This is a genomic window from Pseudomonas sp. MYb118, from assembly GCF_040947875.1.
In the GTDB taxonomy this organism is placed as follows: domain Bacteria; phylum Pseudomonadota; class Gammaproteobacteria; order Pseudomonadales; family Pseudomonadaceae; genus Aquipseudomonas.
Genome location: NZ_JBFRXN010000003.1, coordinates 111694 through 137688 on the forward strand (window position 1 = coordinate 111694; position 25995 = coordinate 137688).

Genomic DNA, 25995 nt, shown 5'->3' on the forward strand with positions numbered 1-25995 from the left:
ATTTTTGTAATAAATGATCGCCAGCATCCCATCACACTTTGTCGATCGGGCATATCCGACCCAAGTCCAATAACGTGGCAGCGTTATTCAGGCTTGTCTGATAGGATTTCGGCCCCGCATGGAAAAACCTGAATCCCCGTCGATTTTTTCACGGAAATTTTATGGCTCCGTGCGGATTCTGTGCGCGCCGCCTTCCGGTGGCGCTGATTACAGTCAACGTTTTGTAATAAATACTATCGGGGCATGCCTGGGGGCATCGCTTCTTGGGGGATTGATGGATTTTTGGACCGCCTTGCAGGCATTGATTCTTGGGGTTGTGGAAGGGCTGACCGAGTTTTTGCCGATCTCCAGTACCGGACACCAGATCATCGTGGCCGACCTGCTCAACTTCGGGGGCGAGCGGGCCATCGCGTTCAACATCATCATTCAGTTGGGGGCGATCCTGGCGGTGGTGTGGGAATTTCGCCGCAAGATCCTCGACGTGGTCACCGGGTTGCCGACGCAGCCGAGCGCCCAACGGTTTACTGTCAACCTGCTGGTGGCCTTCATGCCGGCGGTGGTGCTGGGGGTGATCTTCTCCGATCTGATCCACCATTACCTGTTCAACCCGATCACCGTCGCGGCGGCGCTGGTGGTGGGTGGCATCATCATGTTGTGGGCGGAAAAGCGTCAGCATGAAGTCCACGCCGAAACCGTCGACCAGATCACCTGGAAAGACGCCCTCAAAGTCGGTTTCGCCCAGTGCCTGGCGATGATCCCGGGGACCTCGCGGTCCGGGGCCACCATCATCGGCGGCCTGTTGTTCGGCCTGTCGCGCAAGACCGCCACCGAGTTCTCGTTTTTCCTCGCCATGCCCACCATGGTTGCGGCAGCGGTGTACTCGGGGTTCAAGTACCGCCACCTGTTCGAGCCTGCCGACCTGCCGGTATTTGCCATCGGTTTCGTTACCGCGTTCATTTTCGCGATGATTGCCGTGCGGGCGTTGCTCAAATTCATCGGCAGCCACAGCTACGCGGTCTTCGCCTGGTACCGCATTGCATTCGGCCTGGTGATCCTGGCCACCTGGCAGTTCGGCTGGGTGGACTGGACGGCGGCCAAGTAATGAGTGACGGCCGCGCGCGCCGCTCTCCCGGACGTTCCTCGGGAGGGCAGATGCAGCACCCGCGGCTCAAGCTGCTGGTGTTCGCCCTGGTGTGCGCGCTGCCGCTGGCAGGTTCCGTGTCGTTCGTGCTGCGGGGGATTTCGTGGGTGCCCCTGGCAGCCTACGGCGCAGTCAGCGTGCTGGCGTTCTTCCTTTATTGGCGCGACAAGCACAAGGCGCGCACGAACAGCTGGCGTACGCCAGAGAACGTGCTGCATGCCGTGGAATTCGCCGGCGGCTGGCCAGGCGCCTTGCTGGCCCAGCAGGTCTTCCGGCACAAGACACGCAAAGTGTCGTTTCAAGTGCTGTTCTGGAGCATCGTGGTGTTGCATCAGGTGTTCTGGATTGATCAGCTATTTCTCTCGGCGTCGTCAGTCGGCTGGTTGTTGCGCTGATCAATGGCGGCGTTAAAGCAGCCCCACCTGGGTGCGTTTGGGCAACTTGCTCACCACCAGTTGATGGGAGCGCTGCAACAACCCTTGCAGTTCCTCGGTGCCCAGTGGGTAGGGCGTCTGCATGATGACCCACTGGGCCCGTGCCAGGTAAGGCGCGGGATGAATGCCGGGACGATCGCAATGGCCGAGGAACAGGTCTTTGTCGACCTTGAACGCCAGGGATTCGCCCCGCAGATTCTGCAGGGCGAACATCTTGTTGCCGGCAATCGAAAACACCCGCACGCCACCCCATTTGTAATCTTCCCGCGCGCCCGGCAGGGCCAGGCAAAATTGCGCGACGTCCGCTTCGCTCATGCGTCCAGCCTTCATATCCATTGTTCCCAGTGATTAAAAGTTCGGTGCGCTGCGCGGCTGATTCGCCGGCGCAGGCGTGTGGCTGATGCTAATGGTTTTTGCCGCTTCAAATGCAATGTATAAGCAGTGCCTATAGAAGGAGAGTTTCCATGCTGCTACGACATTTGCGCTATTTGCTGGCTGTCGCGGACAACGGCGGGTTTACCCGTGCCGCGCAGGTGCTGCATGTTTCCCAACCCACGCTGTCACAACAGATCCGTCAACTGGAAGACACGCTCGGCGTGGTGTTGTTCGACCGCACCTCGCGCACGGTCAAAGCCACCGATGCGGGCGAGGCCTACATCGCCTGCGCGCGCCGCGTGCTGGTGGAGCTGGCGGCGGGCAAGCGGGCCTTGCACGATGTCAAGGATCTGTCCCGGGGCACGCTGCGCCTGGCCATGACGCCGACGTTCATGGCTTATCTGGTCGGTCCGCTGGTGCGGGATTACCGGGCGCTGTATCCCAACATCCATCTGCAGATTGTCGAATGCTCGATGACCGACATCGAAACCGGGCTGGCCGATGACTCGCTGGACATCGCGATCGCCTTCGACCAAGTCAGGAACCCGGACATCGAAGCGATTCCGGCCTTCACCGAAACCCTGGGATTGATGGTCGGGCGCGATCACCCGCTGTACGACTGTCAGGTGCCGTTGACCGCGCAACAACTGGCGGGGCTCGAATTCGCGCTGCTGACGCCGGACTTCGTGACCCGTACCTGCATCGACGAGTACTTTGCCCAGGCGCAGATCACGCCCAACGTGGTCATCGAGGTCAACTCGGTGAGCACCTTGCTGGAAGTCATGACCCACACGAAAGTCGCCACCATCCTGCCGGAGCCCATCGCCACCGAAGATCGAGCCCTGCGCAAGATCGCGCTGGTGGACAAAGGCCCGCAACGCGGCGCCGCGTTGTTGCGGCGCAAGAACAACTACCACAGCGCCGCTTCCAGGGCTTTTGTCGATTTGATGTCGGGGACGACGATGGTGGGCGACAGGGCTGCGCGGTAAGCGCCGGTCATTCACCGTCGCTCAAGCGACGGCCTTGGCTGCACGGGCTCGCACGGCACAGGTGCCTGGCTGTTTGATCAGGGAATTGAAGGTACGCAGGTCGGCGTCCAGGGCGTCGATCGAGCCGGTGCCGATGTCATACACCCAGCCATGCAGGTTGATCAGGCCTTTTTCCTGCGCCAGTCGCACGCTTGGGTGGGTCTGGATGTTGGCCAGTTGTGCAATGACGTTTTCCCGGACCATCGAACTGACCTTGGCCGCTTCATCGGCGTGAGGGCGCGATTCGTTGATGACCTTGGCGGACTCGGCATGCTGCAACCAGGCGGCCACCGCCGGCAGGTGATTCATGCAGGTGCACTTGGCGACCGCCGTCATGGCGCCGCAATCGGAATGGCCGCAGATCACGATGTCGGTGACGCCCAGTACGGCCACGGCGTACTCGACCGTGGCGGACACGCCACCGGGGTGAGGGCTGTAGGACGGCACGATGTTGCCAGCGTTGCGGATCACGAACAGCTCGCCCGGCTCCTGCTGGGTCAGGAGCTCCGGCACCACCCGGCTGTCAGAGCAGGTGATGAACAGTGTGCCGGGCTGTTGGGTGGTGGCCAGGTGTTTGAACAGGTCTGTGCGCTGTGCAAATGCCTCGTTGCGGAATTTCAAAAAGCCTTCGATGAGCGCCTTCATGGTGTTTGCCTTCGAGTGAGGTGGTCAGGACGTTGGGCGGAGCAGGCCCGCAGGGCGCGGGCCTTGTGACAGTGACGGTCGCGATCAGAACGGACGCAGGGGCAGGAACTTGCCGTCGAGGGTGATCACGGCGCGGTGGCCGCCTTCCGGGTCTTCGACCTTTTTCATGTCCAGCTTGAAGTTGATGGCGCTGATGATGCCGTCGCCGAACTGCTCATGGACCAGAGCCTTGAGCGTGGTGCCGTAGATCTGGATCATTTCGTAGAAGCGGTAAATGGTCGGATCGGTCGGGACGCCGGACAGGCTGCCGCGCAGCGGGATGATTTGCAGGCGGGCGACCAGGTCGGCGTCCAGGTCGAGTTTTTCGCCGATCACTTTGGCCGCGCTTTCCGGCAGCGGGTGTTGGCCGAGCAGGGCGGCGGTGACGTAGGCCAGGCCAAGGCCGGTGCCTTCGACCAGGTCCTCGAAGGACAGTTTTTTGCGCGCCTTGGCGTCAAGGATCCGGGCGGTCAGTTCAAGGCTGGTGTCGTTGTAGGCGTGGGACTGTTGCATGGTGTCTTTCCTCTCGAGCGGGCTAGGGGTATGGCTGGTTTGAAGCCATCCTCTGCCGTTTTCCCGATAGCGTCCAAGACCGATATGCAATCCAATGCATAAGTACTGCCTATAGATGCAGTGGGCGTGCCCCTGGCTAAATCAATCGGTCCCCGCAGGCATTGAACGACTCGATCAGGTGGTCGAGCCAGGCGCGAACGGCCGGCATCACCCCGCGCCGATGCGGGTACACCGCCTGCAACCAGCCACCGGGCAGCGACCAGTCGGGCAGCAACTGCACCAGCACGCCGCTCTGCAGTTCTTCCTCGCAGTACATCATCGGCAGCATGGTGAAGCCCTGGCCCGCCAGCGCGCAGGTCTTGCGCACGATGAAGTCGTCGATGCCCAGGCGCGGTTCCAGGGCGATTTCGTGGCTCTTGCCCTGCTGATCGAGCATGCGGATGTGCACCTGGCGGTCGGCTTCGGGGGCGCCGAGTACCGGCAGACCCTTGAGGTCATCGGGATGATTGACCTGGCGGCCGTTGAGAAAACCGGCGCTGGCGACCATCAGCATCTGCGCCTGGCGCAGCCGGCGGGTGACCAGTAGCGGGTCTTCATCGCCCGGTTCACGCACCCGCAGGGCGACATCGACGCCCTCGGTCACCAGGTCCACGCGCCGGTTGACCAGCATCACGTCCAGTTGCACTTGCGGGTATTTTTCGAGAAAACGGCTGATCACCCCTGGCAGCATTTCATGGGCCAGGCCCACGGGGCTGGACACCCGCAGGCGCCCACGGGGTTCGCTGGACATGCTGGCTACGGCTTCATCGGCCATCTCGGCTTCCAGCAGCATCGCTTGGCAATGGCGCAGGTAGCGCTCGCCCACGGCGGTCAGCTTCAGTTGGCGCGTGGTGCGTTGCAGCAGGCGCGCGCCCAGGCGTTCTTCCAGTTCGGCAATCCGCCGCGACAGTCGCGACTTGGGGATGCCCAGAGCGCGCCCAGCCGCCGCGAAGCCACCGGCTTCGACCACCTTGGCAAAATAGAAGAGGTCATTGAGGTCTTGCATGGTGATCGCTCGATTGTTCTATCAGTGGGACAAACTATCGCATTGTCACGGACTAATCAGCTATTGGATTCGATTGTAGGATTCTCTCCATCAGATCGCCCAGTCGCGGTCCTCAACTGGAGATTCCACATGAAACTGCTGCATATCGACTCAAGCATTCTGGGTGACAACTCGGCTTCCCGTCAGCTGAGCAGCGAAGTCGTCAAAGCCTGGCAAACCGCCGAGCCGAGCGCCGTGGTGACTTATCGCGACCTGGCCAGCGACGCCATCAGCCACTTCTCGGCCAATACCCTGGTCGCCGCCGGCACCACCGCCGAACTGCGTGACGCCGCGCAACAGCACGAAGCCGACCTGAGCGCGCAAACCCTGGCCGAATTCCTTGCCGCTGACGCCGTGGTCATCGCCGCGCCGATGTACAACTTCACCATTCCGACCCAGTTGAAAGCCTGGATCGACCGCATCGCCGTTGCCGGCCAGACGTTCCGTTACACCGAAGCCGGCCCTGAAGGCCTGTGCGGTAACAAGAAAGTGGTAATCGTCTCGACGTCCGGCGGTTTGCACCTCGGTCAGGCCACCGGTGTGGCCCACGAAGAATACTTGAAGGTGATGTTCGGCTTCCTCGGCATCACTGACATCGAATTCGTCCGCGCCCACGGCCTGGCCTACGGTGACGAAGTGCGCGGCAAAGCCATGAGCGACGCCCACACGCAGATCAGCGAGCAACTGTTCGCCGCCGCGTAAGGCTTGCGTAAAGATGTAAATCTGCTCAGGCAACACCCCAGAAAACTCTGTATTCTGATTACGCAAGTATCAGATGCGGAGTTTTTTGTTTCTGATTGCTTCGTGCGCTGGCCCGGGATATGCAGAATTGCGCCCTATATGGCCAAAATTAGAAAAGTGGGGGTAGCCCATGATGCGTCTTAGTGCAGCGTTACTGATTTGCCTGCTCAGCAGCCTGAATTCAGTGCACGCAGCGCCTGCGCCGCACCCTCACTGGAGCGTCGGCTTCCACGAAATGAGCTTTCTCGACCCGCTGGACCTGCAACCGATGCGGGCCATCGCGTTCTATCCGTCCAGCGACCGCGAACACGTCAGCAAGCTGGAGGGCTACACAGTGGAGGCGGGCGAAGATACCCGCGTCGCCATTGGCCGTTTCCCCATGTTGATGCTGTCCCACGGCAACACCGGCACTCCGCTGGCCTTGCATGACCTGGCCACGTCGCTGGCGCGCAAGGGGTTCGTGGTGGTGGCGGTGATTCACCCCGGCGACAACTCCAGGGACCACAGTCGCCTGGGCACCATGAGCAACCTCTATGGTCGGCCGATCCAGATTTCCGAAGCCATCACCGCGACCTTGGGCGACCGCATGCTCGCGCCGTTCGTCAACGCCGAGCAGGTCGGGGTGATCGGTTATTCGGCGGGCGGGGAGACGGCGTTGATCCTGTCCGGGGCGACCCCGGACCTGGATCGTCTGCGTCGTTATTGCCAGGAACGTCCGGACGACCACGATGCCTGCAACACCCAGGGCGAACTGATCGTCGATCGGGATGACCTGCAACCGGTTGCCGATCCACGGGTTCATGCGCTGCTGTTGATGGCGCCGCTGAGCCTGAAATTCGGTCGGCATACCCTGGCCGACGTGCACGTGCCGGTGCTGCTGTACAGCGGCGATGGCGACAAGCTGGTGGCTTTCGATAAAAACGCCGCGGCACTGGCGCGCAAGTTACCGACCGCGCCGGACTTCAAGTTGCTGGCCGGGGCAGGGCACTTCGTGTTCATGGCGCCGTGCAACGAAGAGCAGATCATCGCCATGCCGGCGTTGTGCACCGATGCCGATGGCGTCGATCGTGAAGACATTCACCGCAACATGATCTCGGAAGCCGGGCGGTTCTTCTCCCGGACCCTGGGCCGGCCGACCCGCGCCGGCATGCAGACCGCCGACCAATAAGCTAGTTGCTTGAAACCACTGTGGGAGCGAGCCTGCTCGCGATGGTCGTCAACGATGACCCGGGGCGTCAGGATGCCCGCGGTGTCTGAGATTGCATCGCGAGCAGGCTCGCTCCCACAAGGGGGGGCGCGATGCTCAGACTCCCGCGCGGCGTTTGAGCAACAGGGTCAAGGCCAGGCCGCTGACGGACAACAGCGCCGCGCTGAAGAAAATCCACGAATAGCCCAGGTTCAGCGCCACCGCGCCCATCAGCGGGCCGGCGATCGCCAGTGCCAGGTCGAAGAACACCGCATAAGCACTCAAACCGGCACCGCGGCTGGAGTTCGGTACCTGCTTGATCGCCTCCACGCCCAGGGCCGGGTACACCAGCGACAGGCCGAAGCCGGTCAGGGCGGCGCCGAGCAGGGCGAAACCGGTCGAAGGCGCCAGCCACAGCAACACCAGGCCCACGGTTTCGATGGTCATGCAGGCAATCGCCGAGCTGAAGCCACCGAAGCGGCTGATGCTGGAAATGAACAGCAGGCGTGCGAGGATGAAGCAGATGCCGAAGACCGTCAGGCAGTACGCGGCGCCGGTCCAGCCGCGGCTGACGTAATACAGGGTGATGAAGGTGGTCAGGGTGCCATAGCCGATCGACGCCAGGCTCAGGCTCGCACCGAACGGCGCGATGCGCCCGAACACCGCCCAGAACGGCAGCCGCTCACCGCGCACCACCGGCACCGAAGGCTTGTTGCGGATCAGCAGCAGCGCCAGCGCGGCCAGCAGGGACAAGGCGATGCCGAGGCTGGCGAAGCCGTATTCGGCCACCATCACCACGCCTAGCGGTGCGCCAATGGCGATGGCACCGTAGGAGGCGATGCCGTTCCACGAGATCGAACGCGCCGTGTGCTCGGCACCGACCTGGCCCATGCACCAACTGATGGTGCCCACCCCGATCAGCCCCTGGGCGATACCGAGCAGCAGGCGCCCGGCGATCAGGATCAGCAGGCTGGTCAGCGGAAAACTTTGCAGCAGGGTCGACAGCAACGTCAGCACGCCACTCAACACAATGCCGCTCAAGCCATAGATGATCGCGCGCTTGGTGCCCACGGTGTCCGACATGCGCCCGGCCATCGGCCGGCTGAGCAGGGTAGCCAGGTATTGCGAACCGATGGTCAACCCGGCCACGACCGCGCTGAAGCCCAGTTGCTCATGGACATAACCCGGCAACACCGCAATCGGCAAACCGATGCAGAGGAAGGCGATGAAGGTGTAGAAAACGATGGAGACGATCTGCAGGGTGATCGCCATGGAGCTTTGCGGTGGCAGTTGCTGCGCAGACATGAGGGCTCGTTCGCGGGCGGCGGTGGGAGAGCTGCATCATGGCGCGGGTGTCGAATAAATGAAAGCAGGCTAACTATATTTCCTGCAATTGATTCCTCTGCAACCCTCTATGGGAATGCACATCCCACAGTGTTACAGGGTGCACAGAAAATACGGGCAAGCCGCAGATCTTGTGGGAGCGAGCCTGCTCGCGATGCAATCCCAGGCACCGCGGGCTTTCTGATGCCCCGCGTTATCGTTGGCGACCATCGCGAGCAGGCTCGCTCCCACAGGGAAGAGCTTCACAACAGGTAGATATAAAAAAGCCCCGTCACATGGACGGGGCTTTCAACTTGCCGCTTGCAGCTAATGGCTGCTCTTAGAACACCACACCCTGACTACGCAGGTAATCGTCATAGGTACCGCTGAAGTCGGTCACGCCGTTCGGGCTCAGTTCGATGATGCGGGTGGCCAGGGACGAGACGAACTCACGGTCGTGGCTGACGAAGATCAGCGTGCCCGGGTAGTTCTCCAGCGCCAGGTTCAGCGCTTCGATGGATTCCATGTCCAGGTGGTTGGTCGGTTCGTCCATCACCAGCACGTTCGGCTTTTGCAGGATCAGCTTGCCGAACAGCATGCGGCCTTGCTCACCACCGGAGATCACCTTGACCGACTTGAGAATCTCGTCGTTGGAGAACAGCATGCGGCCCAGGGTGCCGCGAATCATCTGCTCGCCCTGGGTCCATTGGCCCATCCAGTCGAACAGGCTGACGTCATCTTCGAAGTCATGGGCATGGTCCTGGGCGTAGTAGCCCAGCTCCGCGCTTTCGGTCCATTTCACGGAACCGGCGTCCGGCGTCAGTTCACCCATCAGGGTGCGCAGCAGGGTGGTCTTGCCGATACCGTTCGGGCCGATGATCGCCACGCGCTCGCCAGCCTCGACGGTGAAGCTGAAGTTCTGGAACAGGGTCTTGCCTTCGAAGCCCTTGGACATCTGCTCGATGGTCACGGCCTGGCGGTGCAGCTTCTTGGTCTGTTCGAAACGGATGAACGGGCTCACACGGCTCGAAGGCTTGACCTCGGCCAGCTGGATCTTGTCGATCTGCTTGGCGCGGGAGGTGGCCTGCTTGGCTTTCGAGGCGTTGGCCGAGAAGCGGCTGACGAACGATTGCAGCTCGGAAATCTGCGCTTTCTTCTTGGCGTTGTCCGACAGCAGTTGCTCGCGGGACTGGGTCGCCGCGGTCATGTACTCGTCGTAGTTGCCCGGGAACAGGCGCAGCTCGCCGTAGTCCAGGTCGGCCATGTGGGTGCAGACACTGTTGAGGAAGTGCCGGTCGTGGGAAATGATGATCATGGTGCTGTTACGCGCCGTAAGAATCGTTTCCAGCCAGCGAATGGTGTTGATGTCCAGGTGGTTGGTCGGTTCGTCGAGCAACAGCACTTCCGGATCGGAGAACAGCGCCTGGGCCAGCAATACACGCAGCTTCCAGCCCGGTGCGACTTCGGTCATCGGGCCAAAGTGCTGTTCCAGCGGAATACCCAGGCCCAGCAGCAGCTCACCGGCACGGGATTCGGCGGTGTAGCCGTCCATTTCGGCGAATTCGGTTTCCAGCTCGGCCACGGCCATGCCGTCTTCTTCGCTCATTTCCGGCAGCGAGTAGATGCGGTCGCGCTCGGCCTTGACCTTCCACAGCTCTTCGTGGCCCATGATCACGGTGTCGATCACGGTGAATTCTTCGTAGGCGAACTGGTCCTGGCGCAGTTTACCCAGGCGCACGTTCGGCTCCAGCATGACCTGGCCGCCGGACGGCTCGAGGTCGTCACCGAGGATCTTCATGAAGGTCGACTTGCCGCAACCGTTGGCGCCGATCAGGCCGTAACGGTTGCCGTTGTTGAACTTGACCGAAACGTTTTCGAACAGCGGCTTGGCGCCGAACTGCATCGTGATGTTAGCTGTAGAAATCAAGGGTTTTTCCTGTGAAGCATTCAGTGGCCAGGGTGCGGCAGTACCGCGCTTGGCCCGAGTCGAAGTGCGCTGAAAACCGGGGACATTCCCGTCGTCAGCCAAAGAGGGCGCAAAGTTTGGCGGCGATTGTACTGGTCTGGCGCTCCGAACGATAGGGCGTTGAGGCCGACAGGCGAATTGGCAGTATCAACAGCGATATTTTCGCATTTACAGGTTAACTATTGGTTACAAATAGTGGCTAAAATGCGGCTTCGACTGGTGCCGACAGGCGCGGACGCAGTTTGTTCACTTTTGACGTGTGACGATTCCGTGAAACTCATCATTGCCGCTATCTATATTGTCTCGATTGCCTACGTGCACCTGCGCGGGCGCGTGCGCCACAAGCTGGGCCGCCAATTGAGCGACCACTCGTCGTTTCTGGCGCCGATCAACTGCTTTCTTTACCTGTTCTCGAAAAAGCCCAACACGCCGTTCCTCGATCCGGCCGAGTTCCCGGACCTGAGCCCGTTGCAGGCACATTGGGAAGAAATCCGCGCCGAAGGGCAGAACCTGCTGCGCGCCGGTGAGATCAAGCGCTCGAACCAGTACGACGACGTGGGTTTCAACTCGTTCTTCAAGACCGGCTGGAAGCGCTTCTACCTCAAGTGGTACGGCGACAGCCACCCGTCGGCGATGAAACTCTGCCCGCGCACCACCGAACTGGTGCAGAGCATCGGCTCGATCAAGGCGGCGATGTTTGCCGAGTTGCCACCGGGCTCCAAGCTGGTGCGCCACCGCGACCCGTACGCCGGTTCCTACCGCTATCACCTGGGCCTGGAGACGCCGAACGATGCCGGCTGCTACATCAACGTCGATGGCGAGAGCTATCACTGGCGTGATGGCGAGGCGGTGATGTTCGATGAAACCTTCATTCATTACGCGGAAAACACCACCGAGCAGAACCGCATCATCCTGTTCTGCGACATCGAGCGGCCGATGAAGTACCGCTGGGCGGCGGCGTTCAACGGCTGGTTCAGCCGCAACGTGATGTCGGCGGCGGGTGCGCCGAATGATGTCGGCGACCGTACGGGTGGGCTCAACCGGTTGTTTGCGCGGATCTACAAGATTCGGCTGCGGGGCAAGGCGCTGAAGAAGCGGAATCGCAAGCTGTATTACCTGGAGAAGTGGGCGATTTTTGCTGGGTTGTTGGCTTTATTTATTCTGATTTGAGTGTTGTTGTGTTTGTGATGGCCCCATCGCGGGCAAGCCCGCTCCTACAGGGGGACGTAACTCACTGTAGGAGCGGGCTTGCCCGCGATGAGGCCCTGAAGCTCACCGCTTACTCGCTTTCTTGGCCGCAGGCTTGGCTTTCGCCGCCGGCTTGGCCGCCTTACCCCCCAAACTACGCTTGAGCAACTCGGTCAAGTCGATCACATCCGCCGTCTTGCGCTCTTCCTCGCCAGTGGCGGTCTCCACATCCTCGATCTTGCCTTCATGGGCCTTTTTCTCCACCAGGGCCATGATCTTGTCTTCGAAACTGTCGCGGTAATCCTCAGGGTTCCAGTCGCCGCTCATGTCCTGCACCAGGCGCTTGGCCATGTCCAGTTCGCCCTTGGCCAGGGTCGGCTTGGTCACGTCGCTGCCCAGTTCCAGGGTGTCCAGGCTGCGTACTTCGGCGGGCCAGCGCAGCATCACCAGGACCATCGCCGAGTCCAGCGGCATCAGCGCCGCCAGATGCTGGCGGGTGTGCAGCACCACATGGGCGAGGGCGACCTTGTTGGTTTTGCTCAGGGTTTCGCGCAGCAACGCATAGACCTTGCCGCCGCGTTTGTCCGGGGCGAGGTAGTAGGGCGTGTCGATGTTCTGCAGAGGGATCTGGTCGCTGTCGACGAAGGAAAAGATGTCGATGGTCTGGGTCGACAGCGGGTGCGCGGATTTGATTTCCTCCTCGCTGAGCACCACGTAGCGACCCTTTTCATATTGCACACCCTTGACGATGTGTTCCTTGGTGACTTCCTTGCCGGTCACCTTGTTGACGCGTTTGTAGCCCACAGGGTCCATGCTGCGGCTGTCCAGCCAGTCGAAATCCACGCCCTGGGAGGACGTCGCCGAGACCAGCGCCACGGGGATATGCACCAGCCCGAAACTGATTGCGCCTTTCCAGATTGCCCGTGCCATGGTCGTCTACTCGCGAGTGATGATCAGGTGACCCGCGGCCCGGCGCAAAAGTTTCAGCGGCGTGCAGCTCGGGCCGGCCGGGGGCTCAACTTCGTGTTACATGTTGCCGGCAAGGTTTGGGTTAACAAAAGCGAACCCTGGGCGTAGCGTGATATCGAAGGCTTTATCACGTAGCGAGGCGTCCCATGAACCGATTTGCGCTTGGCCTCGTGGCGATGGCATTGACTGGCGCACTGAGCACGCTCGCCCAGGCGCAAGTCCCATCGCCCGCCAACCCGGTGTTGCTGGCCCAAAGCCCCACGGGAGCCACCAGCAACCCCTACAACAGCCCGATTCGCCGGGCCAACCCCAACAGCATGCAGGGCACCCAGCCCAGTGCGCCGACGATTCGCGGGCCCAATACCGTGCCGGTGCCCCGGCCGCCGACGCTGGACAATGGCGGCATAGGCAACCGTTACCCGCAGGATCGCACCGTCCCTGCCAGCCCACCGAAATTCATCCCCAACCCGCCATCTCGCGATGCGAACACCCGTTAATCACAAAAGGAATCGTGCATGCTGCGTAAAACCCTGTTGGCTACCTTCTGCGCCAGCGTCCTGATCGGCGCTGGCATGCCCGCATTCGCGGCAACCTCCCAGTCACTCAAAAGCGAGCAGGGCACCCTTGAGGTCACGCCGATTGCCAAGGGCCTGGATCACCCCTGGGCCCTGGCTTTCCTGCCGGACCAGAAGGGCATGCTGGTGACCGAAAAGTCCGGCAACCTGCGCGTGGTGACGGCCGACGGCAAGCTTTCGGCGCCCATCAGCGGCGTACCGAAGGTCTGGGCCCGGAGCCAGGGTGGTCTGCTCGACGTAGTGCTGTCGCCGGACTTTGCGCAGGACCGCACCGTTTACCTGTCCTACGCCGAGGGCGGTGGCGAAGGCGGCACAGCGGGCACGGCGGTGGGGCGCGGGCAGTTGTCGGCAGATCTGACCCAGCTGAACAACTTCAAAGTGATCTTCCGCCAGGAGCCCAAGCTCTCCACCGGCAACCATTTCGGCTCGCGCCTGGTGTTCGACCGCGATGGCTACCTGTTCATTTCCCTGGGCGAAAACAACGACCGGCCCACCGCCCAGGACCTCGACAAGCTGCAAGGCAAGATCGTGCGCATCTACCCCGATGGCAAGGTGCCCGACGACAACCCCTTCGTGGGTCAGTCCGGCGTGCGTCCGGAAATCTGGTCCTATGGCCAGCGCAACCCGCAGGGCATGGCGCTCAACCCGTGGACCGGCGTGCTCTGGGAAAACGAACACGGCCCCAAGGGCGGCGATGAACTGAACATCATTGAGCGCGGCAAGAACTACGGCTGGCCGCTGGCGACCCACGGCATCAACTATTCCGGGCTGGCGATCCCCGAAGCCAAGGGCAAGAAAGCCGAAGGCACGATCGCGCCGCACCACGTCTGGGAAAAGTCCCCGGGCCTGAGCGGCATGGCCTTCTACGACGCAGACCGCTTCAAACCGTGGCAGCACAACGTGTTCATTGGCGCTCTGGCGACCCAGGAGCTGATTCGCCTGCAATTCGACGGCGACCGCGTGGTGCACGAAGAGCGCCTGATGGGCGAGCTGAACCAGCGCATCCGCGACGTGCGGCAGGGGCCGGATGGTTATCTGTATGTGCTGACGGATGACAGTGATGGGGTGTTGTACCGCGTGGGTTTGAAGTAACCGAACCCCTGTAGGAGCGAGCTTGCTCGCGATAGCGGCGTATCAGTCAATGTTGATGTGTCTGACACACCGCTATCGCGAGCAATCGAGCGTCGACCGGCTGCTCCTACAGGTGTGGCGTTAGATGCACTTTTGCAGGCGCCACGCATCGGTGTGGTCCTGGTAATAGCCATGGCGCAGGGCAAAGCGCCGGTAGCCGTTGCGCTCGTACAGCGCCAGCGCCGCCGGGTTATCGACGCGTACCTCCAGGCGCAACACACCACAGCCGTGCGCCGCGGCACAGGTTTCCAGGTGTGCCAGCAACCGCCTGCCCAACCCGCCGCCACGTGCCTGCTCGGCGATGGCAATCGAATACAGGCGCGCCACCGTGCCACCCCGACGAAACAGCAGCATCGCATAGCCGAGCAATGGCTCGTCCTGGGCCAGCACCCACAGTTGCCCATGGCCCCGATGGATCAGCCGGTGAAAGCTGCGACGGCTCAGCCGATCAGTGCTGAAGCATTGCTGTTCCAGCGCCAGCAACGCCGGCAGATCCTCTACAACCGCCAAGCGAAAAACAGTACTCATATGACCGCCGTAAAAGTTGCGTAACGAAACGAGACTTTCGAAAAAGTTCGTGCTTAATAGCAATGGTCTTGTTCTCCAACGGATCAATCACTATGTCAGCGGTACAGGGTCATTGGCGCGAAGTATCCGGGCAAAGTTTGCCGGCAGCAACTTATTTAAACCCAGGTGTGAGAACTTCCAGTCAACTGATGATCATCGTCGAACGCAAGGAAGACTGGGCGTCTTACTTTCCCAGCGAAGACATTGTCAGCGCCCAGGAATACCTCGAACAGACCCGTGACACCGACCAGGGCAAACGGGTCCAGGTGATCAACCTGTGCCGCAGCTACAAGTACCTGGGCCACGGCTATTACTGCTCGTTGCTGGCCGAGGCGCGGGGGCACAAGGTGATTCCGTCGGTGCGGACCATCAGTGAGCTGACGCGCAAATCGTTGTACGGCCTGGCGCTGGACGATCTGGATAAAACCCTGGAAAAAGCCCTCAGTCATCATCTTTACAGCGACACCGAAGGTTTTACCCTGACGCTTTATTTTGGTCAGACGCATATCGAGCCACTTCAGGATCTGGCCCGGCAATTGTTTGAAGTCTTTCCATGCCCGATTCTGTTAGTTGAGTTTCGCCGAACTAACGGTTGGCACATCGAAGGCATAAAGTCCGGCGCGTTGCACAAGTTGCGCGAAGACCAGGAAGATCAATTCGCCCACTCGCTCGACAGTTTCAGTCGCAAGATCTGGCGCATGCCGCGCTCACGGCGGGTGGCCCGTTATGACCTGGCGATCCTGCATGACCCGCAGGAAGCGTTGCCGCCGTCCAACCCGAGGGCCCTGGACAATTTCGTACGGGTCGGCAAGACACTGGGTATCGACGTCGAGCTGATCGAGCGCAAGGACTACGCGCGCATCGCCGAATACGACGGCTTGCTGATCCGCGAGACGACCAGCGTCGACAACCACACCTACCGTTTCGCCAAGAAAGCCGAAAGCGAAGGGCTGGTGGTGATGGACGACCCGACCTCGATCCTGCGTTGCACCAACAAGGTCTACCTGACCGACCTGCTCAAAAGCCATCAACTGGGCATGCCGGCCACCGAAATCCTCTACAAGGAACGACCGCAGGACGTCGAGCGCGTCGGCGAGCGCCTGGGTTTTCCGCTGGTGCTGAAGATCCCCGACGGCTGTTTTTCCCGCGGGGTGATCAAGGTCGAAAGCCAGCAAGCCTTGCTCGAAGCGACCGCCGAATTGTTCGAGCATTCGGTGCTGTTGCTGGCCCAGGAGTTTTTCTACACCGAGTACGACTGGCGCATTGGCGTGCTCAACCGCAAGCCGATCTTCGCCTGCCAATACTTCATGTCCAGGGGCCATTGGCAGATCTACAACCACAAGGCCAAGGGCCAGGACATCAACGGTGAATGCCGCACCCTGGCGGTCCACGAAGCGCCGCGTGCCGTGGTGGAACTGGCGGTGAAGACCGCCAACCTGATCGGCGATGGCCTCTACGGCGTGGACCTCAAACAGTCCGGCGACAAGGTGGTGGTGATCGAAGTCAACGACAACCCGAACCTGGACGCCGGCATCGAAGACGCCTATCTGCAAGACGACCTGTACTCGCTGGTGCTGGAAGAGTTCGTGCGCCGCCTGGAACTCAAGCGCCGCGGCCAGGCCTGGTGAGCGGTCGATGATCAAGAGCTTTCAACTCCATCACGGCGCGTTGCAGGCGGTCGAGCGCCTGGACGCCGAAGTCATGCTGTTCAGCAACCCGGATGCCGCCGAGCGCGACTTGCTGCACAGCCATTTCAAGCTCGATGAACACGCGTTGGCTTCGGCACTGGACCCGGACGAGGTGTCGCGCATCGAGTTTCACCCCGACAACCTGTTCCTGATCTGGAAGCGCCCGGAGAATTACTCCGGCGCCGACAGCCTGGCGTTCGAAGTGTCGTCCTGCGGCCTGCTGTTCAGCACCCAGCGTCTGCTGGTGATTGCCACCGATGATTCGCCCCTGCATGGCCTGGGCACCCGCCAGCGTCTGAACACGCCGCTGGATGTGCTGCTGGATTTGCTGTTCAACAACATCCATCACTACCTGGGGCACCTCAAGGTCATCAAGCTGGTCGCACGGGAGTTGCAGCAAAAATTCAACCGCTCGATGCAGAACCAGCATCTGATCCAGATGTTCAACCTGAGCGAAAGCCTGATCTATTACATCAACGCAATTCACAGCAACGGCGCGGTCCTGACCCGCCTGCGCAATCACGCCGAAAAACAACGCTTCAGCGCCGAAGCGATCAGCCTGATCGACGACCTGATCATCGAAAACAACCAGTGTTACAAGCAGGCGGAAATCTATTCCACGGTGTTCTCTGGGCTGATTGAGGCCCGCGGCAACCTGATGAACAACAGCATGAACAACCTGCTGCGCAAGCTGACGCTGATCAACGTGGTGTTCCTGCCGCTCAACCTGATCGCCAGCATCGGCGGCATGTCCGAGTTCAGCATGATGACCGCGGGCACGCCGTGGTGGATTTCCTACCCGTTGTTCCTCGGCGCGATGATGGCGGGTGCCGGGGTGATGGTGCTGGGGTTGCGGCGGTTGGCCAAATGATTCCACGCCGTCCCTGTAGGAGCGAGCTTGCTCGCGATGACGGAGTATCAGTCAATATTGATGTGTCTGACACACCGCATCGCGAGCAAGCTCGCTCCTACAGGGTCGGCAGTGTTGACATATTGAGGATTACCCAGCTAACTTCACCCCCATGACTTCCACCGTACTGCGCTGCCAGCCAAGCATTATTACCGCCATTCCTCATATGGCGGGCTAGCTCACGACTGCAGCACCCAACCCGCCCTAGAGGCGGGTTTTTACTTTCTGTCTCCGGGGTTTTCAAACGTGTCAGGAGACGACCATGCCCACCACGCTCGCCCAGCAGACCCTGCTTGAGCACTATGTGAAAAAGATCCTCGCCGCGCCGGTCTACGAGCTGGCGGTGCGCACGCCCTTGCAGGAGGCGCCGGCATTGTCCGAGGCGCTGGGCAACCGGATTCTGCTCAAGCGCGAGGACTTGCAACCGACCTTTTCCTTCAAGATCCGCGGTGCCTACAACAAGCTGGTGCAACTCGGCGAAGAACAGAAGTCCCGCGGCGTGATCACCGCATCGGCCGGCAACCATGCCCAGGGTGTGGCACTGGCCGCGCGGGAACTGGGGATCGCGGCGACCATCGTCATGCCCAGCACCACGCCGCAGTTGAAGGTGATAGGCGTGCGCAGCCGTGGCGCCGAGGCGGTGCTGCACGGGGAGAGTTTTCCGTTTGCGCTGGCGTATGCGCTGGAGCTGGCCGAACGCACCGGGCGTACCTTCGTTTCGCCGTTCGACGACCCGGACGTGATCGCCGGGCAGGGCACCGTGGCCATGGAAATCCTGCGCCAGCACCAGGGCGAGCTGGATGCGATCTTCGTTCCGGTGGGCGGTGGCGGGTTGATTGCGGGCATCGCGGCGTACGTCAAATACCTGCGCCCCGAGGTGCGCATCATCGCCGTCGAGTCGGAGCATTCGGCGTGCCTGCAAGCGGCGATGAACGCCGGCGAGCGGACGGTGCTGCCCAGTGTCGGCACCTTCGCCGATGGCGTGGCTGTGGCGCAGATCGGTGCCTTCGGCTTTGAGGTGTGCCAATTCTGCGTCGATGAAGTGCTGACCGTCAGCAACGATGAGCTGTGCGCGGCGATCAAGAACATCTACGACGACACCCGTTCGATCACCGAGCCTTCCGGCGCGCTGGCCGTGGCCGGGATCAAAAAGTACGTGGCCCGCCACGGCGTCCAGGGGCAGACACTGATCGCCATCGACTCGGGAGCCAACATCAACTTCGACAGCTTGGGCCATGTAGCGGAGCGTGCGGCCCTGGAGGCCGTTTAGAACAGCCCGCAATCCCCTGTGGGAGCGGGCTTGCTCGCGATAGCGGTGGGTCAGTTAGCACATATGTTGGCAGGTACACCGCCATCGCGAGCAAGCCCGCTCCCACAGGCCTGCGCGTTGCAATTTGCAGGCGTAAAAACCGGCATTCCTGCAATTTGCATGATGGCCTTTAGGGTTGGCCCGCCTAACCCGTTGATTTGCCGATGAGCTGCACAGCGAAATCCGGGGCATGTTTTATGCTGTAGCTGTCTGTAAAAACTGGCCGGGTTTTACAGAGTCAGTCCTTAACCATATCTGGCTGTCGCACACTCAGGAGAGGGTCGTCATGTTTCTGTCTGCCTTGGAACTTCGCAACATCATCGAAAGCAGTTTTCTCCCCAAACGCTGCCAATGCACACTGTCTTCGGACTTGTTGATGTCCGTCAAAGTGTTTGCCGACGGGCAGACTGACCAGGTGGATTTGTTCGTGAGCGGCATCGACGCCACCGCGCTCAACAGTTGCCGGGAAATCAACAACCTGATCGCCGGGCTGCGTTCGGGCATACCGCAGCCCATGGACACGGCGCAGCATTCGAACTATCAGTCGCTGTAACCTGCTTTTTTTCGTTTCAATGCGGGTCTGGCTGCGTCGCCAGACCCGTTGTCGTTGGCCGCGTAAAACTAGCCGCCCTGTTCAGTGCAGGCCTGGGACAGTTTGCGGTATGAAATCTCTGCGGGCTTGCCTGCCGTGTCGATGTACTTCATGTCGGCCGTCACTACCTTGCATTCCAGGGTCGGTGGCTCGCTGAGCGATACCACTTTGGCCACCTGCAACGGCATGCCGTATTCGTAGGGCACCGCTTGCGACTCGTCGGCCTGGGCCAGCCCGGTGAAACCGGCGCAGGCGAGGGCGGTGGTCATCAGTAAAGTACGCATCTTCATCGTTCATCTCCCGTGCTCAACTCGACAGGGGCGTCGAGGCTGCCGCACTGGGCGTCAGAGGAGTCTGAGGGCGTGCGGTCCAGTGAAGTGTTGGACAGCAGGGTTAAGCGATGGTTAACCCGGCTGAATGCCGCCTGTCGCACAGGGAGATTGTGTCAGGCGTCCCACGGCGCTGGACTGCCCGGCGCCCTGGTCCGACTAAAGTCGTCTACACCGCGTAACAGCCAACTGCCATCATCGCACCTCACCCCGCGTGTCCCTTTCATCCTGGCCAGTTCCTGTCCGGGATGACGCTATTTATTGGTCTGCGCCCTGCGCAAACGCTGCACTGTTGGAGTTTTTCATGCGTCCCCCTTTTCAATTGATCACCGCGCGCCAGGCATTCGGCTTCGGCGCCCTGGCCCTGTGCGCGAGTTTTACCGCCCAGGCGCGCGCCAGCGGTTTCATCGACGACACCACGGCGAAAATCGAATCGCGCACGGTGTATTTCAATCGTGATTTCCGGGATGGGCACACGTCCACAGAGCAGGGCGCGTCCAAGCGTGAAGAGTCGGCGCAGGGCTTCATTCTCAATCTGCAATCGGGTTACACCGAGGGCACGGTGGGCTTTGGTGTCGACGCGCTGGGCATGCTCGGCATCAAGCTCGATTCCAGCGCCGACAGCAGCAACAGTGGTCTGCTGCCATCCACCGGGCACAATCCGCGCGGCTCCGTGGACCAGTACGCCAAGCTCGGCCTGACTGCCAAGGTGCGGGTGTCGCAGAGCGTGTTGAAGTACGGCGCGCTGCTGCCGGATGTGCCGCTGCTCAAGTACAACGACGGTCGCCTGCTGCCGACCATGTTCAATGGTGCGCAACTGACCTCGAAGGAGATCAAGGACCTGACGTTCATGGCCGCGCGCCTGGACAAGTACACCGCCCGGGATTCCACCGATGCCCAGGACATCCGCGTGCACTGCAAGAACAAGCGTTACGCGTGCAACATCACCGCCGATCATTTCGACATGTATGGCTTTGACTACAAGATCAATGACCAGCTGACGGCGCAGTACCACTACGCGGAACTCGAAGACATCTACCGCCAGCACTTTGTCGGCTTGCTCGCCAGCCAGCCGCTGGGCGAAGGTGTGCTCAAGGCCGACCTGCGCCTGCTCAAGAGTGCCGACAGCGGCGCCGAACGCGCCGGCTCCATCGACAACCGTGCACTGAGTGGCATGCTGGCTTATGCCATCAGCGGCCACACCTTCAGCGCCGGCTGGCAGCGCATGAACGGCGATAACTCGATGCCGTACCTGGATGGCACCAACCCGTACCTGGTCAACTATGTGCAGGTCAACGACTTCGCCGCCGCGCAGGAGCGTTCCTGGCAGTTGCGTTATGACTATGACTTCAAGGCCATCGGCCTCAATGGCTTGAGCTTCCTGACCCGTTATGTGAACGGTGACCACATCAAGGTGCTGGGCAGCGACCAGGAAGGCAAGGAATGGGAACGCGACAGTGAGCTCAAGTACGTGGTGCAGAGCGGCACGTTCAAGGACGTCAGCTTGCGTCTGCGCAATGCCACCTACCGCACCAACTACGAAAAATTTGCCCGGGATGTCGATGAGACGCGGTTGATCATCAGCTACAATTTTTCGGTGCTGTAGGGCCTGACAGGGCGCCATCGCGAGCAGGCTCGCTCCCACAGGGGGTTGGTGTTGGAATGCGGATTTGTGCATGACACCCAAACCTGTAGGAGCGAGCTTGCTCGCGATTAGGCCGGCACATTCAACATTTCTGGCGACTGACACACCGCCATCGCGAGCAAGCCCGCTCCCACAGGGGGTTGGTGTTGGAATGCGGATTTGTGCATGACACCCAAACCTGTAGGAGCGAGCTTGCTCGCGATTAGGCCGGCACATTCAACATTTCTGGCGACTGACACAGCGCCATCGCGAGCAAGCTCGCTCCTACAGTGGGTTGGTGCTGGAATGCAGATGTGTGCATTACACCAAAACCTGTGGCAGCGAGCTTGCTCGCGATGAGGTCGGCACATTCAGTATTTTTGGTGCCTGTCATGCCGCTATCGCGAGCAAGCTCGCTCCTACAGGGGGTTGGTGTTGGTATGCAGATGTGTGCATGGCACCAAAACCTGTGGGAGCGAGCCTGCTCGCGATGAGGGCGGCACATTCGACATTTTTGGTGCCTGAGATGCCGCTATCGCGAGCAGGCTCGCTCCCACAGTGGGGTGGTCATTGCGACAACTGCCGCCGATACGGTAAGTCCGGCCCGGTCTTGCTGCAGGTCAGTGCGGCGGCCTGTACGGCGAACTTGAGCATGGCGTCGATCTGCTCGCGGGTCAGTTGCTGTACGCCTTCCACCGAGTCCAGTTGCTGCTCGGTCAGCCAGGTGATCAACGCTGCCTGGAAGGTATCGCCTGCGCCTACAGTGTCGGCGATTTTCACTTGGGCGGCCGGGACCGACCAGGTGCCGTGCCGACGACTGAACACCGCCGCGCCGTCGCCGCCTCGGGTCAGGAACACGACCTGGCAGCGATGCTGCAACCAGCCCTCGATCACCTGCGCCGGGTCCTGTTCGGGGTAGAGCAGGTGCAGGTCCTCGTCGCTGACCTTGATCAGGTCCGCCAACGGCACCAGCGTCGCCACCCGTGAACGCCACAGCTCGATGTCGGGCTGCGGGTTGAGGCGTACGTTGGGGTCGAGGCTGATCAGGCGTTTACCGCTTTCGCGTTGCACCAGCGCCAGCAGGGTGTCGGCAATCGGCTGTACCACCAACGAGTACGAACCCACGTGCAAGCCGCGCACTTCGGCACCGAGGTTGGGCAGGTGCTCGATCTGCAACTGCCGGTCCGCGCAGCCTTCGCCGCGGAAGCTGTATTGCGGCGAACCATTGGCGCCCAGAGCGACCATGGCCAAGGTGGTCGGCGCGGCAAAATCCAGCAGGTAGTCGGCGCGTACGCCTTCAGCCTGCAACACCTTAAACAGGCGCCGGCCCAGGTAGTCGGTGGACAGCCCGGCGAACAGCGCCGCATCCACGCCCAGGCGGCGCAAACCCACGGCGACGTTGAACGGCGAACCGCCGGCAATCGCCTTGAAATTCACGTTGGACGCCAGCCCGTTGGCGTCCTCTTCACTGAAGAAATCGAACAGCGCTTCGCCACACACCAGATACATAATTGTTCGCTCGTTAAAGGGTTGCGACATGCTGTTGATAGCGTTCATAGACCTGCTGGTTCGCCGCCACGTTGGCGGCGATCGGCAGGGTTTCGCTGGACGGATCGAGCGCCACGCAACGCTCGCACAAATCCGCCAGGCTGTCTTCCCGGCCATTGGCCCGGGCCCGGCACCACGCCGCCTGGATCGCCGCGCCGAGGGCGGCGGCTTCGCTGTGGGCGGTGCAGATGACCGGGGTGTTCATGATGTCGGCGACGATCTGCCGCCACACCGGGCTTTTCGCGCCGCCGCCGATCAGGCGAATGCGCAGCCCTTGTAAGCCATTGTGCCGCAACAGGTCCAGCCCGTAACGCAGGCCGAAGGTGGTGCCCTCGACCACGGCGCGGCACAGGTTGGCGCGGGTCAGGTTGGTCATGGTCAGGCCCAGGAGGCTGCCGGTGGCGTGGGGCAGGGCGGGCACACGCTCGCCGTTGAGGAACGGCAACATGCTCACGCCCTCGGCGCCGATGGGGGCCTGGGCCACCAGCTCGTTGAACTGCACGATGTCGAGGTCGAGCAGTTCGCGGATCGCCCCGGTGGCGTTGGTCAGGTTCATGGTGCAGATCAACGGCAGCCAGCCGCCGCTTGACGAGCAGAAGGTCGCGACCACAGCGTCGGGGCTGACCTGCGGCTGGTCAGCGTAGGCGTACACGGTGCCGGAGGAGCCCAGGCTCATGGTGATCACGCCGGGCTGGATGTTGCCGGTGCCGATGGCGCCCATCATGTTGTCGCCGCCACCACTGGACACCAGCGCCCACGGGTTGAGGCCCAGTTGTTCGGCGATGTGCGGCAGCAGCAGGCCGACCGGCTGATGGGCTTCGATCAGTTCGGGCAACGCCGCTTCCAGCCGCCCACTCGGGTCGATGTCGCGCAGCAGTTCGATGTCCCACTGACGGCTACGCACGTTGAAATAGCCGGTGCCCGAGGCGTCGCCGTATTCGCTGCAACTGCGGCCGGTGAGCCAGTGGTTGAGGTAGTCGTGGGGCAGCAGGATGTGAGCGATGCGCTCAAACACATCGGGGTGATGCTGTTTGGTCCACAGCAACTTGGATACCGTGTAGCCCGGCGCGATGACCACGCCCAGGCGTTCCAGCGAGCCGACCTCACCACCCAGGTAGGCGAGCAGGCGGTCGTTCTCCGGGGTGGTTTCAGTGTCGCACCACAGCTTGGCCGGGCGCAGCACCTGGCCCTGGTCGTCGAGCAGCACCAGGCCGTGTTGCTGGCCGGACACGCCGATGCCCTGGATGGCCTGGCCGTCGATGTTGGCGGCGGCCAGGGCCTGTTGGGTGGCTGACTTGAAAGCCTCCAACCACTGCGCGGTGTCCTGCTCGCGGCGGCCGTTGGCGGCGGTGATCAGGGTGTGCGGGGCGGCACCTTCCCCCAGGACCTGGCCGCTGGCCGCGTCGAGGACGATGGCCTTGGTGCCCTGGGTGCCGCAGTCGATGCCGAGGTAGAGCTGTTGGGTGGGCATGGGGTGGTCCTTTGGGTGTCAGTTTTTCCGAGTCAAGCCAATCGCGAGCGGGCTCGCTCCCACAGGGATTTGTGTCTCACCATAGACCACGGTGGGAGCGAGCCTGCTCGCGATGACGGCGGCACAGTCACCACCGCATTCAAGCAAGCACCCGCTCCAGCGTCGCCGAAACCCCCACCTCACGCAAACTATTGCAGCACCACTCGAACGCCGCGACAAACTCCGCTGAACGAGGGATCGCCGTGCCAAAAATCTCTTCCACCGCCAACAACCGCTGGGTGATCAACGCATCATCAGCCACCAGCGCCTGGCAGAACGCCGCCCGTGGATCGGGAATCGAGTAGGTCACGCCGTTCTCATCGACCCCCTTCAGATACAGCGCCCACGCCGCCACCACCAGCGCTGCACGCCGGGTCTCGCGGCCATCGGCAATCAGGCGGTTGATGGTCGGCACGGTGAACTTGGGAAACTTCGACGAACCGTCGGAGCACACGCGCTCCAGTTGATCGGCAATCGCCTGGTTGGAGAAACGCTGCACCAGGGTGTCCTGGTAGTCGCCCAGGTCGATACCCGGCACCGGCGACAGTTGCGGTGTCACGTCCAGCTCCATGTAGGCGCGCATGTAGCGCACGAACAGCGGGTCGTTCATGGTTTCGTGGACGAAGCGGTAACCCTTCAAAAAGCCCAGGTAAGTCAACGCCAGGTGGCTGCCGTTGAGCAGCTTGATCTTCATCTCTTCATACGGTGTCACGTCGTCGGTGAACTGCACGCCCACGTCTTCCCAGGCCGGGCGGCCGTTGACGAACTTGTCTTCCAGCACCCACTGCACGAACGGTTCGCAGACCACCGGCCAGGCATCGTCGACGCCGTGCTTGTCGGCCAGTTGCAGGCGGTGGGCCGTGCTGGTCATCGGCGTGATGCGATCGACCATGGCGTTGGGGAAGCTCACATGCTCGGCGATCCAGTCACGCAGCCCGGCGTCCTGCAGCGCGGCAAACGCCAGCAGCGCCTTGCGGGTGACGGCGCCATTGTGCGGCAGGTTATCGCACGACATCAAGGTGAACGCCGGGGTGCCCGCTGCGCGGCGCTTGGCCAGGGCGGCGCAGAGGAAACCGAACACCGTGGTCGGCGCGTGCGGGTGCGCCAGGTCATGCTGGATCTGCGGCAGGTGGGCCATGAATTCGCCGTTGCTGTCGTCGATGCAGTAGCCGCCTTCGGTGATGGTCAGCGAGACGATACGGATCTCGGGGCTCGCCAGTTTGTCGATCAGCGCCTGGGCACTGTCTTCGGCCAGCAGCATGTCGCGGATGGCGCCGATCACCCGTACTTCGGTGTCATCGCTGTCGCCCAGCTCGAACAGCGTGAACAGGTAGTCCTGCTCTTTGAGATCATCGCGGGCGCGGCGGTCTTCGGGGCGCAGGCCGACGCCGCAGATCGCCCAGTCCAGGGCCTTGCCGGTGTTCATCAAGGCGTCGGTGTAATACGCCTGGTGGGCGCGGTGGAAACCGCCGACGCCGATGTGGGCGATGCCCTGGCGGGTGTCGCTCAGGTGGTAGGCGGGCAGGACCACTTCGGGGGCGAGGTGGTGCAGGTTTTGGCTATTGAGTTTCATCGCAAAT

Annotated in this window: 24 protein-coding genes and 1 pseudogene; 13 read left to right on the plus strand and 12 right to left on the minus strand. The window is 61.7% G+C overall.

What is annotated here, in order from left to right; translation table 11 throughout:
* Positions 1-274: 274 nt before the first annotated feature.
* On the plus strand, positions 275-1102 hold the full coding sequence (locus tag ABVN20_RS21930) for an undecaprenyl-diphosphate phosphatase (RefSeq protein WP_368557847.1): 828 nt from the start codon (positions 275-277) through the stop codon (positions 1100-1102).
* Positions 1102-1536 carry a DUF1294 domain-containing protein gene (locus tag ABVN20_RS21935; RefSeq protein WP_368557848.1) on the plus strand — a complete coding sequence of 145 codons (435 nt, stop codon included), beginning with the start codon at positions 1102-1104 and terminating at the stop codon, positions 1534-1536. The genes ABVN20_RS21930 and ABVN20_RS21935 overlap by 1 nt, the downstream gene beginning before the upstream one ends.
* A 12-nt stretch (positions 1537-1548) precedes the next feature.
* Here ABVN20_RS21935 and ABVN20_RS21940 read toward each other — a convergent pair whose 3' ends face one another.
* Positions 1549-1905, minus strand: coding sequence for an MmcQ/YjbR family DNA-binding protein (locus tag ABVN20_RS21940; RefSeq protein ID WP_368557849.1), 357 nt, complete (start codon positions 1903-1905; stop codon positions 1549-1551).
* Between the two features lie 134 nt (positions 1906-2039).
* On the opposite strand from ABVN20_RS21940, the gene cynR reads away from it, so the two are divergent.
* Positions 2040-2939, plus strand: a complete 900-nt coding sequence (gene cynR / locus ABVN20_RS21945; protein ID WP_368557850.1) for a transcriptional regulator CynR — start codon at positions 2040-2042, stop codon at positions 2937-2939.
* Between the two features lie 21 nt (positions 2940-2960).
* Here cynR and ABVN20_RS21950 read toward each other — a convergent pair whose 3' ends face one another.
* The 3 genes from ABVN20_RS21950 to ABVN20_RS21960 all read right to left on the minus strand — a co-directional run bounded on the left by ABVN20_RS21950 (position 2961) and on the right by ABVN20_RS21960 (position 5220).
* Positions 2961-3623: a carbonic anhydrase gene (locus ABVN20_RS21950; protein WP_368557851.1), complete on the minus strand. Its 663-nt coding sequence runs from the start codon at positions 3621-3623 to the stop codon at positions 2961-2963.
* A gap of 84 nt (positions 3624-3707) precedes the next feature.
* The gene (gene cynS, locus ABVN20_RS21955) at positions 3708-4175 is read right to left on the minus strand and encodes a cyanase (RefSeq protein WP_368557852.1); all 468 of its coding nucleotides are present in this window, start codon (positions 4173-4175) and stop codon (positions 3708-3710) included.
* Between the two features lie 136 nt (positions 4176-4311).
* Entirely contained in the window at positions 4312-5220 is a 909-nt protein-coding gene (locus ABVN20_RS21960) for a LysR substrate-binding domain-containing protein (protein WP_368557853.1), read from the minus strand.
* A 129-nt stretch (positions 5221-5349) separates the two neighbouring features.
* Here ABVN20_RS21960 and ABVN20_RS21965 point away from each other — a divergent pair, with 129 nt between their 5' ends.
* A complete protein-coding gene (locus ABVN20_RS21965) occupies positions 5350-5961 on the plus strand; it encodes an FMN-dependent NADH-azoreductase (protein ID WP_368557854.1) in 612 nt (203 codons plus the stop codon).
* 169 nt (positions 5962-6130) lie between these two features.
* Positions 6131-7168: an alpha/beta hydrolase family protein gene (locus ABVN20_RS21970; protein WP_368557855.1), complete on the plus strand. Its 1038-nt coding sequence runs from the start codon at positions 6131-6133 to the stop codon at positions 7166-7168.
* Between the two features lie 135 nt (positions 7169-7303).
* On the opposite strand, the gene ABVN20_RS21975 is transcribed toward ABVN20_RS21970, so the two are convergent.
* Positions 7304-8491: an MFS transporter gene (locus tag ABVN20_RS21975; RefSeq protein ID WP_368557856.1), complete on the minus strand. Its 1188-nt coding sequence runs from the start codon at positions 8489-8491 to the stop codon at positions 7304-7306.
* A gap of 358 nt (positions 8492-8849) precedes the next feature.
* On the minus strand, positions 8850-10436 hold the full coding sequence (locus tag ABVN20_RS21980; protein WP_368557857.1) for an ABC-F family ATPase: 1587 nt from the start codon (positions 10434-10436) through the stop codon (positions 8850-8852).
* Between the two features lie 309 nt (positions 10437-10745).
* On the opposite strand from ABVN20_RS21980, the gene lpxO reads away from it, so the two are divergent.
* A complete protein-coding gene (gene lpxO / locus ABVN20_RS21985) occupies positions 10746-11645 on the plus strand; it encodes a lipid A hydroxylase LpxO (RefSeq protein WP_368557858.1) in 900 nt (299 codons plus the stop codon).
* Positions 11646-11747: 102 nt separating this feature from the next.
* On the opposite strand, the gene ABVN20_RS21990 is transcribed toward lpxO, so the two are convergent.
* A complete protein-coding gene (locus ABVN20_RS21990) occupies positions 11748-12593 on the minus strand; it encodes a Ku protein (protein WP_368557859.1) in 846 nt (281 codons plus the stop codon).
* A gap of 185 nt (positions 12594-12778) precedes the next feature.
* On the opposite strand from ABVN20_RS21990, the gene ABVN20_RS21995 reads away from it, so the two are divergent.
* Both ABVN20_RS21995 and ABVN20_RS22000 read left to right on the plus strand, forming a co-directional pair.
* A complete protein-coding gene (locus ABVN20_RS21995) occupies positions 12779-13129 on the plus strand; it encodes a hypothetical protein (RefSeq protein WP_368557860.1) in 351 nt (116 codons plus the stop codon).
* An 18-nt stretch (positions 13130-13147) separates the two neighbouring features.
* Positions 13148-14299, plus strand: coding sequence for a PQQ-dependent sugar dehydrogenase (locus ABVN20_RS22000; RefSeq protein ID WP_368557861.1), 1152 nt, complete (start codon positions 13148-13150; stop codon positions 14297-14299).
* 123 nt (positions 14300-14422) lie between these two features.
* Here ABVN20_RS22000 and ABVN20_RS22005 read toward each other — a convergent pair.
* Positions 14423-14866, minus strand: a pseudogene (locus ABVN20_RS22005) (GNAT family N-acetyltransferase); the annotation flags it as partial.
* A gap of 188 nt (positions 14867-15054) precedes the next feature.
* On the opposite strand from ABVN20_RS22005, the gene ABVN20_RS22010 reads away from it, so the two are divergent.
* The 4 genes from ABVN20_RS22010 to ABVN20_RS22025 all read left to right on the plus strand — a co-directional run bounded on the left by ABVN20_RS22010 (position 15055) and on the right by ABVN20_RS22025 (position 19365).
* On the plus strand, positions 15055-16533 hold the full coding sequence (locus ABVN20_RS22010) for a RimK family protein (RefSeq protein WP_368558694.1): 1479 nt from the start codon (positions 15055-15057) through the stop codon (positions 16531-16533).
* Between the two features lie 7 nt (positions 16534-16540).
* Entirely contained in the window at positions 16541-17464 is a 924-nt protein-coding gene (locus ABVN20_RS22015; RefSeq protein WP_368557862.1) for a magnesium transporter CorA family protein, read from the plus strand.
* 301 nt (positions 17465-17765) lie between these two features.
* Complete coding sequence (gene ilvA / locus ABVN20_RS22020) at positions 17766-18773, plus strand: threonine ammonia-lyase, biosynthetic (protein ID WP_368557863.1); 1008 nt, start codon at positions 17766-17768, stop codon at positions 18771-18773.
* Between the two features lie 325 nt (positions 18774-19098).
* Complete coding sequence (locus tag ABVN20_RS22025; RefSeq protein WP_368557864.1) at positions 19099-19365, plus strand: DUF1652 domain-containing protein; 267 nt, start codon at positions 19099-19101, stop codon at positions 19363-19365.
* 68 nt (positions 19366-19433) lie between these two features.
* Here ABVN20_RS22025 and ABVN20_RS22030 read toward each other — a convergent pair whose 3' ends face one another.
* Positions 19434-19694: a DUF2790 domain-containing protein gene (locus tag ABVN20_RS22030; protein ID WP_368557865.1), complete on the minus strand. Its 261-nt coding sequence runs from the start codon at positions 19692-19694 to the stop codon at positions 19434-19436.
* Positions 19695-20037: 343 nt separating this feature from the next.
* Between ABVN20_RS22030 and ABVN20_RS22035 the strand changes: the two genes are divergently transcribed.
* Entirely contained in the window at positions 20038-21339 is a 1302-nt protein-coding gene (locus tag ABVN20_RS22035) for an OprD family porin (RefSeq protein WP_368557866.1), read from the plus strand.
* Between the two features lie 585 nt (positions 21340-21924).
* Here the strand turns inward: ABVN20_RS22035 and ABVN20_RS22040 are convergent.
* From ABVN20_RS22040 to ABVN20_RS22050, 3 genes are all read right to left on the minus strand, one after another.
* Complete coding sequence (locus ABVN20_RS22040) at positions 21925-22866, minus strand: carbohydrate kinase (RefSeq protein WP_368557867.1); 942 nt, start codon at positions 22864-22866, stop codon at positions 21925-21927.
* A 13-nt stretch (positions 22867-22879) separates the two neighbouring features.
* Positions 22880-24376, minus strand: coding sequence for a xylulokinase (xylB, locus tag ABVN20_RS22045; RefSeq protein WP_368557868.1), 1497 nt, complete (start codon positions 24374-24376; stop codon positions 22880-22882).
* Between the two features lie 139 nt (positions 24377-24515).
* Positions 24516-25988: a mannitol dehydrogenase family protein gene (locus ABVN20_RS22050; protein WP_368557869.1), complete on the minus strand. Its 1473-nt coding sequence runs from the start codon at positions 25986-25988 to the stop codon at positions 24516-24518.
* Between the last annotated feature and the right edge of the window lie 7 nt (positions 25989-25995).

Excerpts from the sequence above, each read along its gene's own strand:
- ABVN20_RS21930 (WP_368557847.1), top strand. The coding sequence starts at position 275 with ATGGATTTTTGGACCGCCTTGCAGGCATTGATTCTTGGGGTTGTGGAA.
- ABVN20_RS21935 (WP_368557848.1), top strand. The coding sequence starts at position 1,102 with ATGAGTGACGGCCGCGCGCGCCGCTCTCCCGGACGTTCCTCGGGAGGG.
- ABVN20_RS21940 (WP_368557849.1), bottom strand. The coding sequence starts at position 1,905 with ATGAAGGCTGGACGCATGAGCGAAGCGGACGTCGCGCAATTTTGCCTG.
- cynR (WP_368557850.1), top strand. The coding sequence starts at position 2,040 with ATGCTGCTACGACATTTGCGCTATTTGCTGGCTGTCGCGGACAACGGC.
- ABVN20_RS21950 (WP_368557851.1), bottom strand. The coding sequence starts at position 3,623 with ATGAAGGCGCTCATCGAAGGCTTTTTGAAATTCCGCAACGAGGCATTT.
- cynS (WP_368557852.1), bottom strand. The coding sequence starts at position 4,175 with ATGCAACAGTCCCACGCCTACAACGACACCAGCCTTGAACTGACCGCC.
- ABVN20_RS21960 (WP_368557853.1), bottom strand. The coding sequence starts at position 5,220 with ATGCAAGACCTCAATGACCTCTTCTATTTTGCCAAGGTGGTCGAAGCC.
- ABVN20_RS21965 (WP_368557854.1), top strand. The coding sequence starts at position 5,350 with ATGAAACTGCTGCATATCGACTCAAGCATTCTGGGTGACAACTCGGCT.
- ABVN20_RS21970 (WP_368557855.1), top strand. The coding sequence starts at position 6,131 with ATGATGCGTCTTAGTGCAGCGTTACTGATTTGCCTGCTCAGCAGCCTG.
- ABVN20_RS21975 (WP_368557856.1), bottom strand. The coding sequence starts at position 8,491 with ATGTCTGCGCAGCAACTGCCACCGCAAAGCTCCATGGCGATCACCCTG.
- ABVN20_RS21990 (WP_368557859.1), bottom strand. The coding sequence starts at position 12,593 with ATGGCACGGGCAATCTGGAAAGGCGCAATCAGTTTCGGGCTGGTGCAT.
- ABVN20_RS21995 (WP_368557860.1), top strand. The coding sequence starts at position 12,779 with ATGAACCGATTTGCGCTTGGCCTCGTGGCGATGGCATTGACTGGCGCA.
- ABVN20_RS22000 (WP_368557861.1), top strand. The coding sequence starts at position 13,148 with ATGCTGCGTAAAACCCTGTTGGCTACCTTCTGCGCCAGCGTCCTGATC.
- ABVN20_RS22010 (WP_368558694.1), top strand. The coding sequence starts at position 15,055 with ATGATCATCGTCGAACGCAAGGAAGACTGGGCGTCTTACTTTCCCAGC.
- ABVN20_RS22015 (WP_368557862.1), top strand. The coding sequence starts at position 16,541 with ATGATCAAGAGCTTTCAACTCCATCACGGCGCGTTGCAGGCGGTCGAG.
- ilvA (WP_368557863.1), top strand. The coding sequence starts at position 17,766 with ATGCCCACCACGCTCGCCCAGCAGACCCTGCTTGAGCACTATGTGAAA.
- ABVN20_RS22025 (WP_368557864.1), top strand. The coding sequence starts at position 19,099 with ATGTTTCTGTCTGCCTTGGAACTTCGCAACATCATCGAAAGCAGTTTT.
- ABVN20_RS22030 (WP_368557865.1), bottom strand. The coding sequence starts at position 19,694 with ATGAAGATGCGTACTTTACTGATGACCACCGCCCTCGCCTGCGCCGGT.
- ABVN20_RS22035 (WP_368557866.1), top strand. The coding sequence starts at position 20,038 with ATGCGTCCCCCTTTTCAATTGATCACCGCGCGCCAGGCATTCGGCTTC.
- ABVN20_RS22040 (WP_368557867.1), bottom strand. The coding sequence starts at position 22,866 with ATGTATCTGGTGTGTGGCGAAGCGCTGTTCGATTTCTTCAGTGAAGAG.
- xylB (WP_368557868.1), bottom strand. The coding sequence starts at position 24,376 with ATGCCCACCCAACAGCTCTACCTCGGCATCGACTGCGGCACCCAGGGC.
- ABVN20_RS22050 (WP_368557869.1), bottom strand. The coding sequence starts at position 25,988 with ATGAAACTCAATAGCCAAAACCTGCACCACCTCGCCCCCGAAGTGGTC.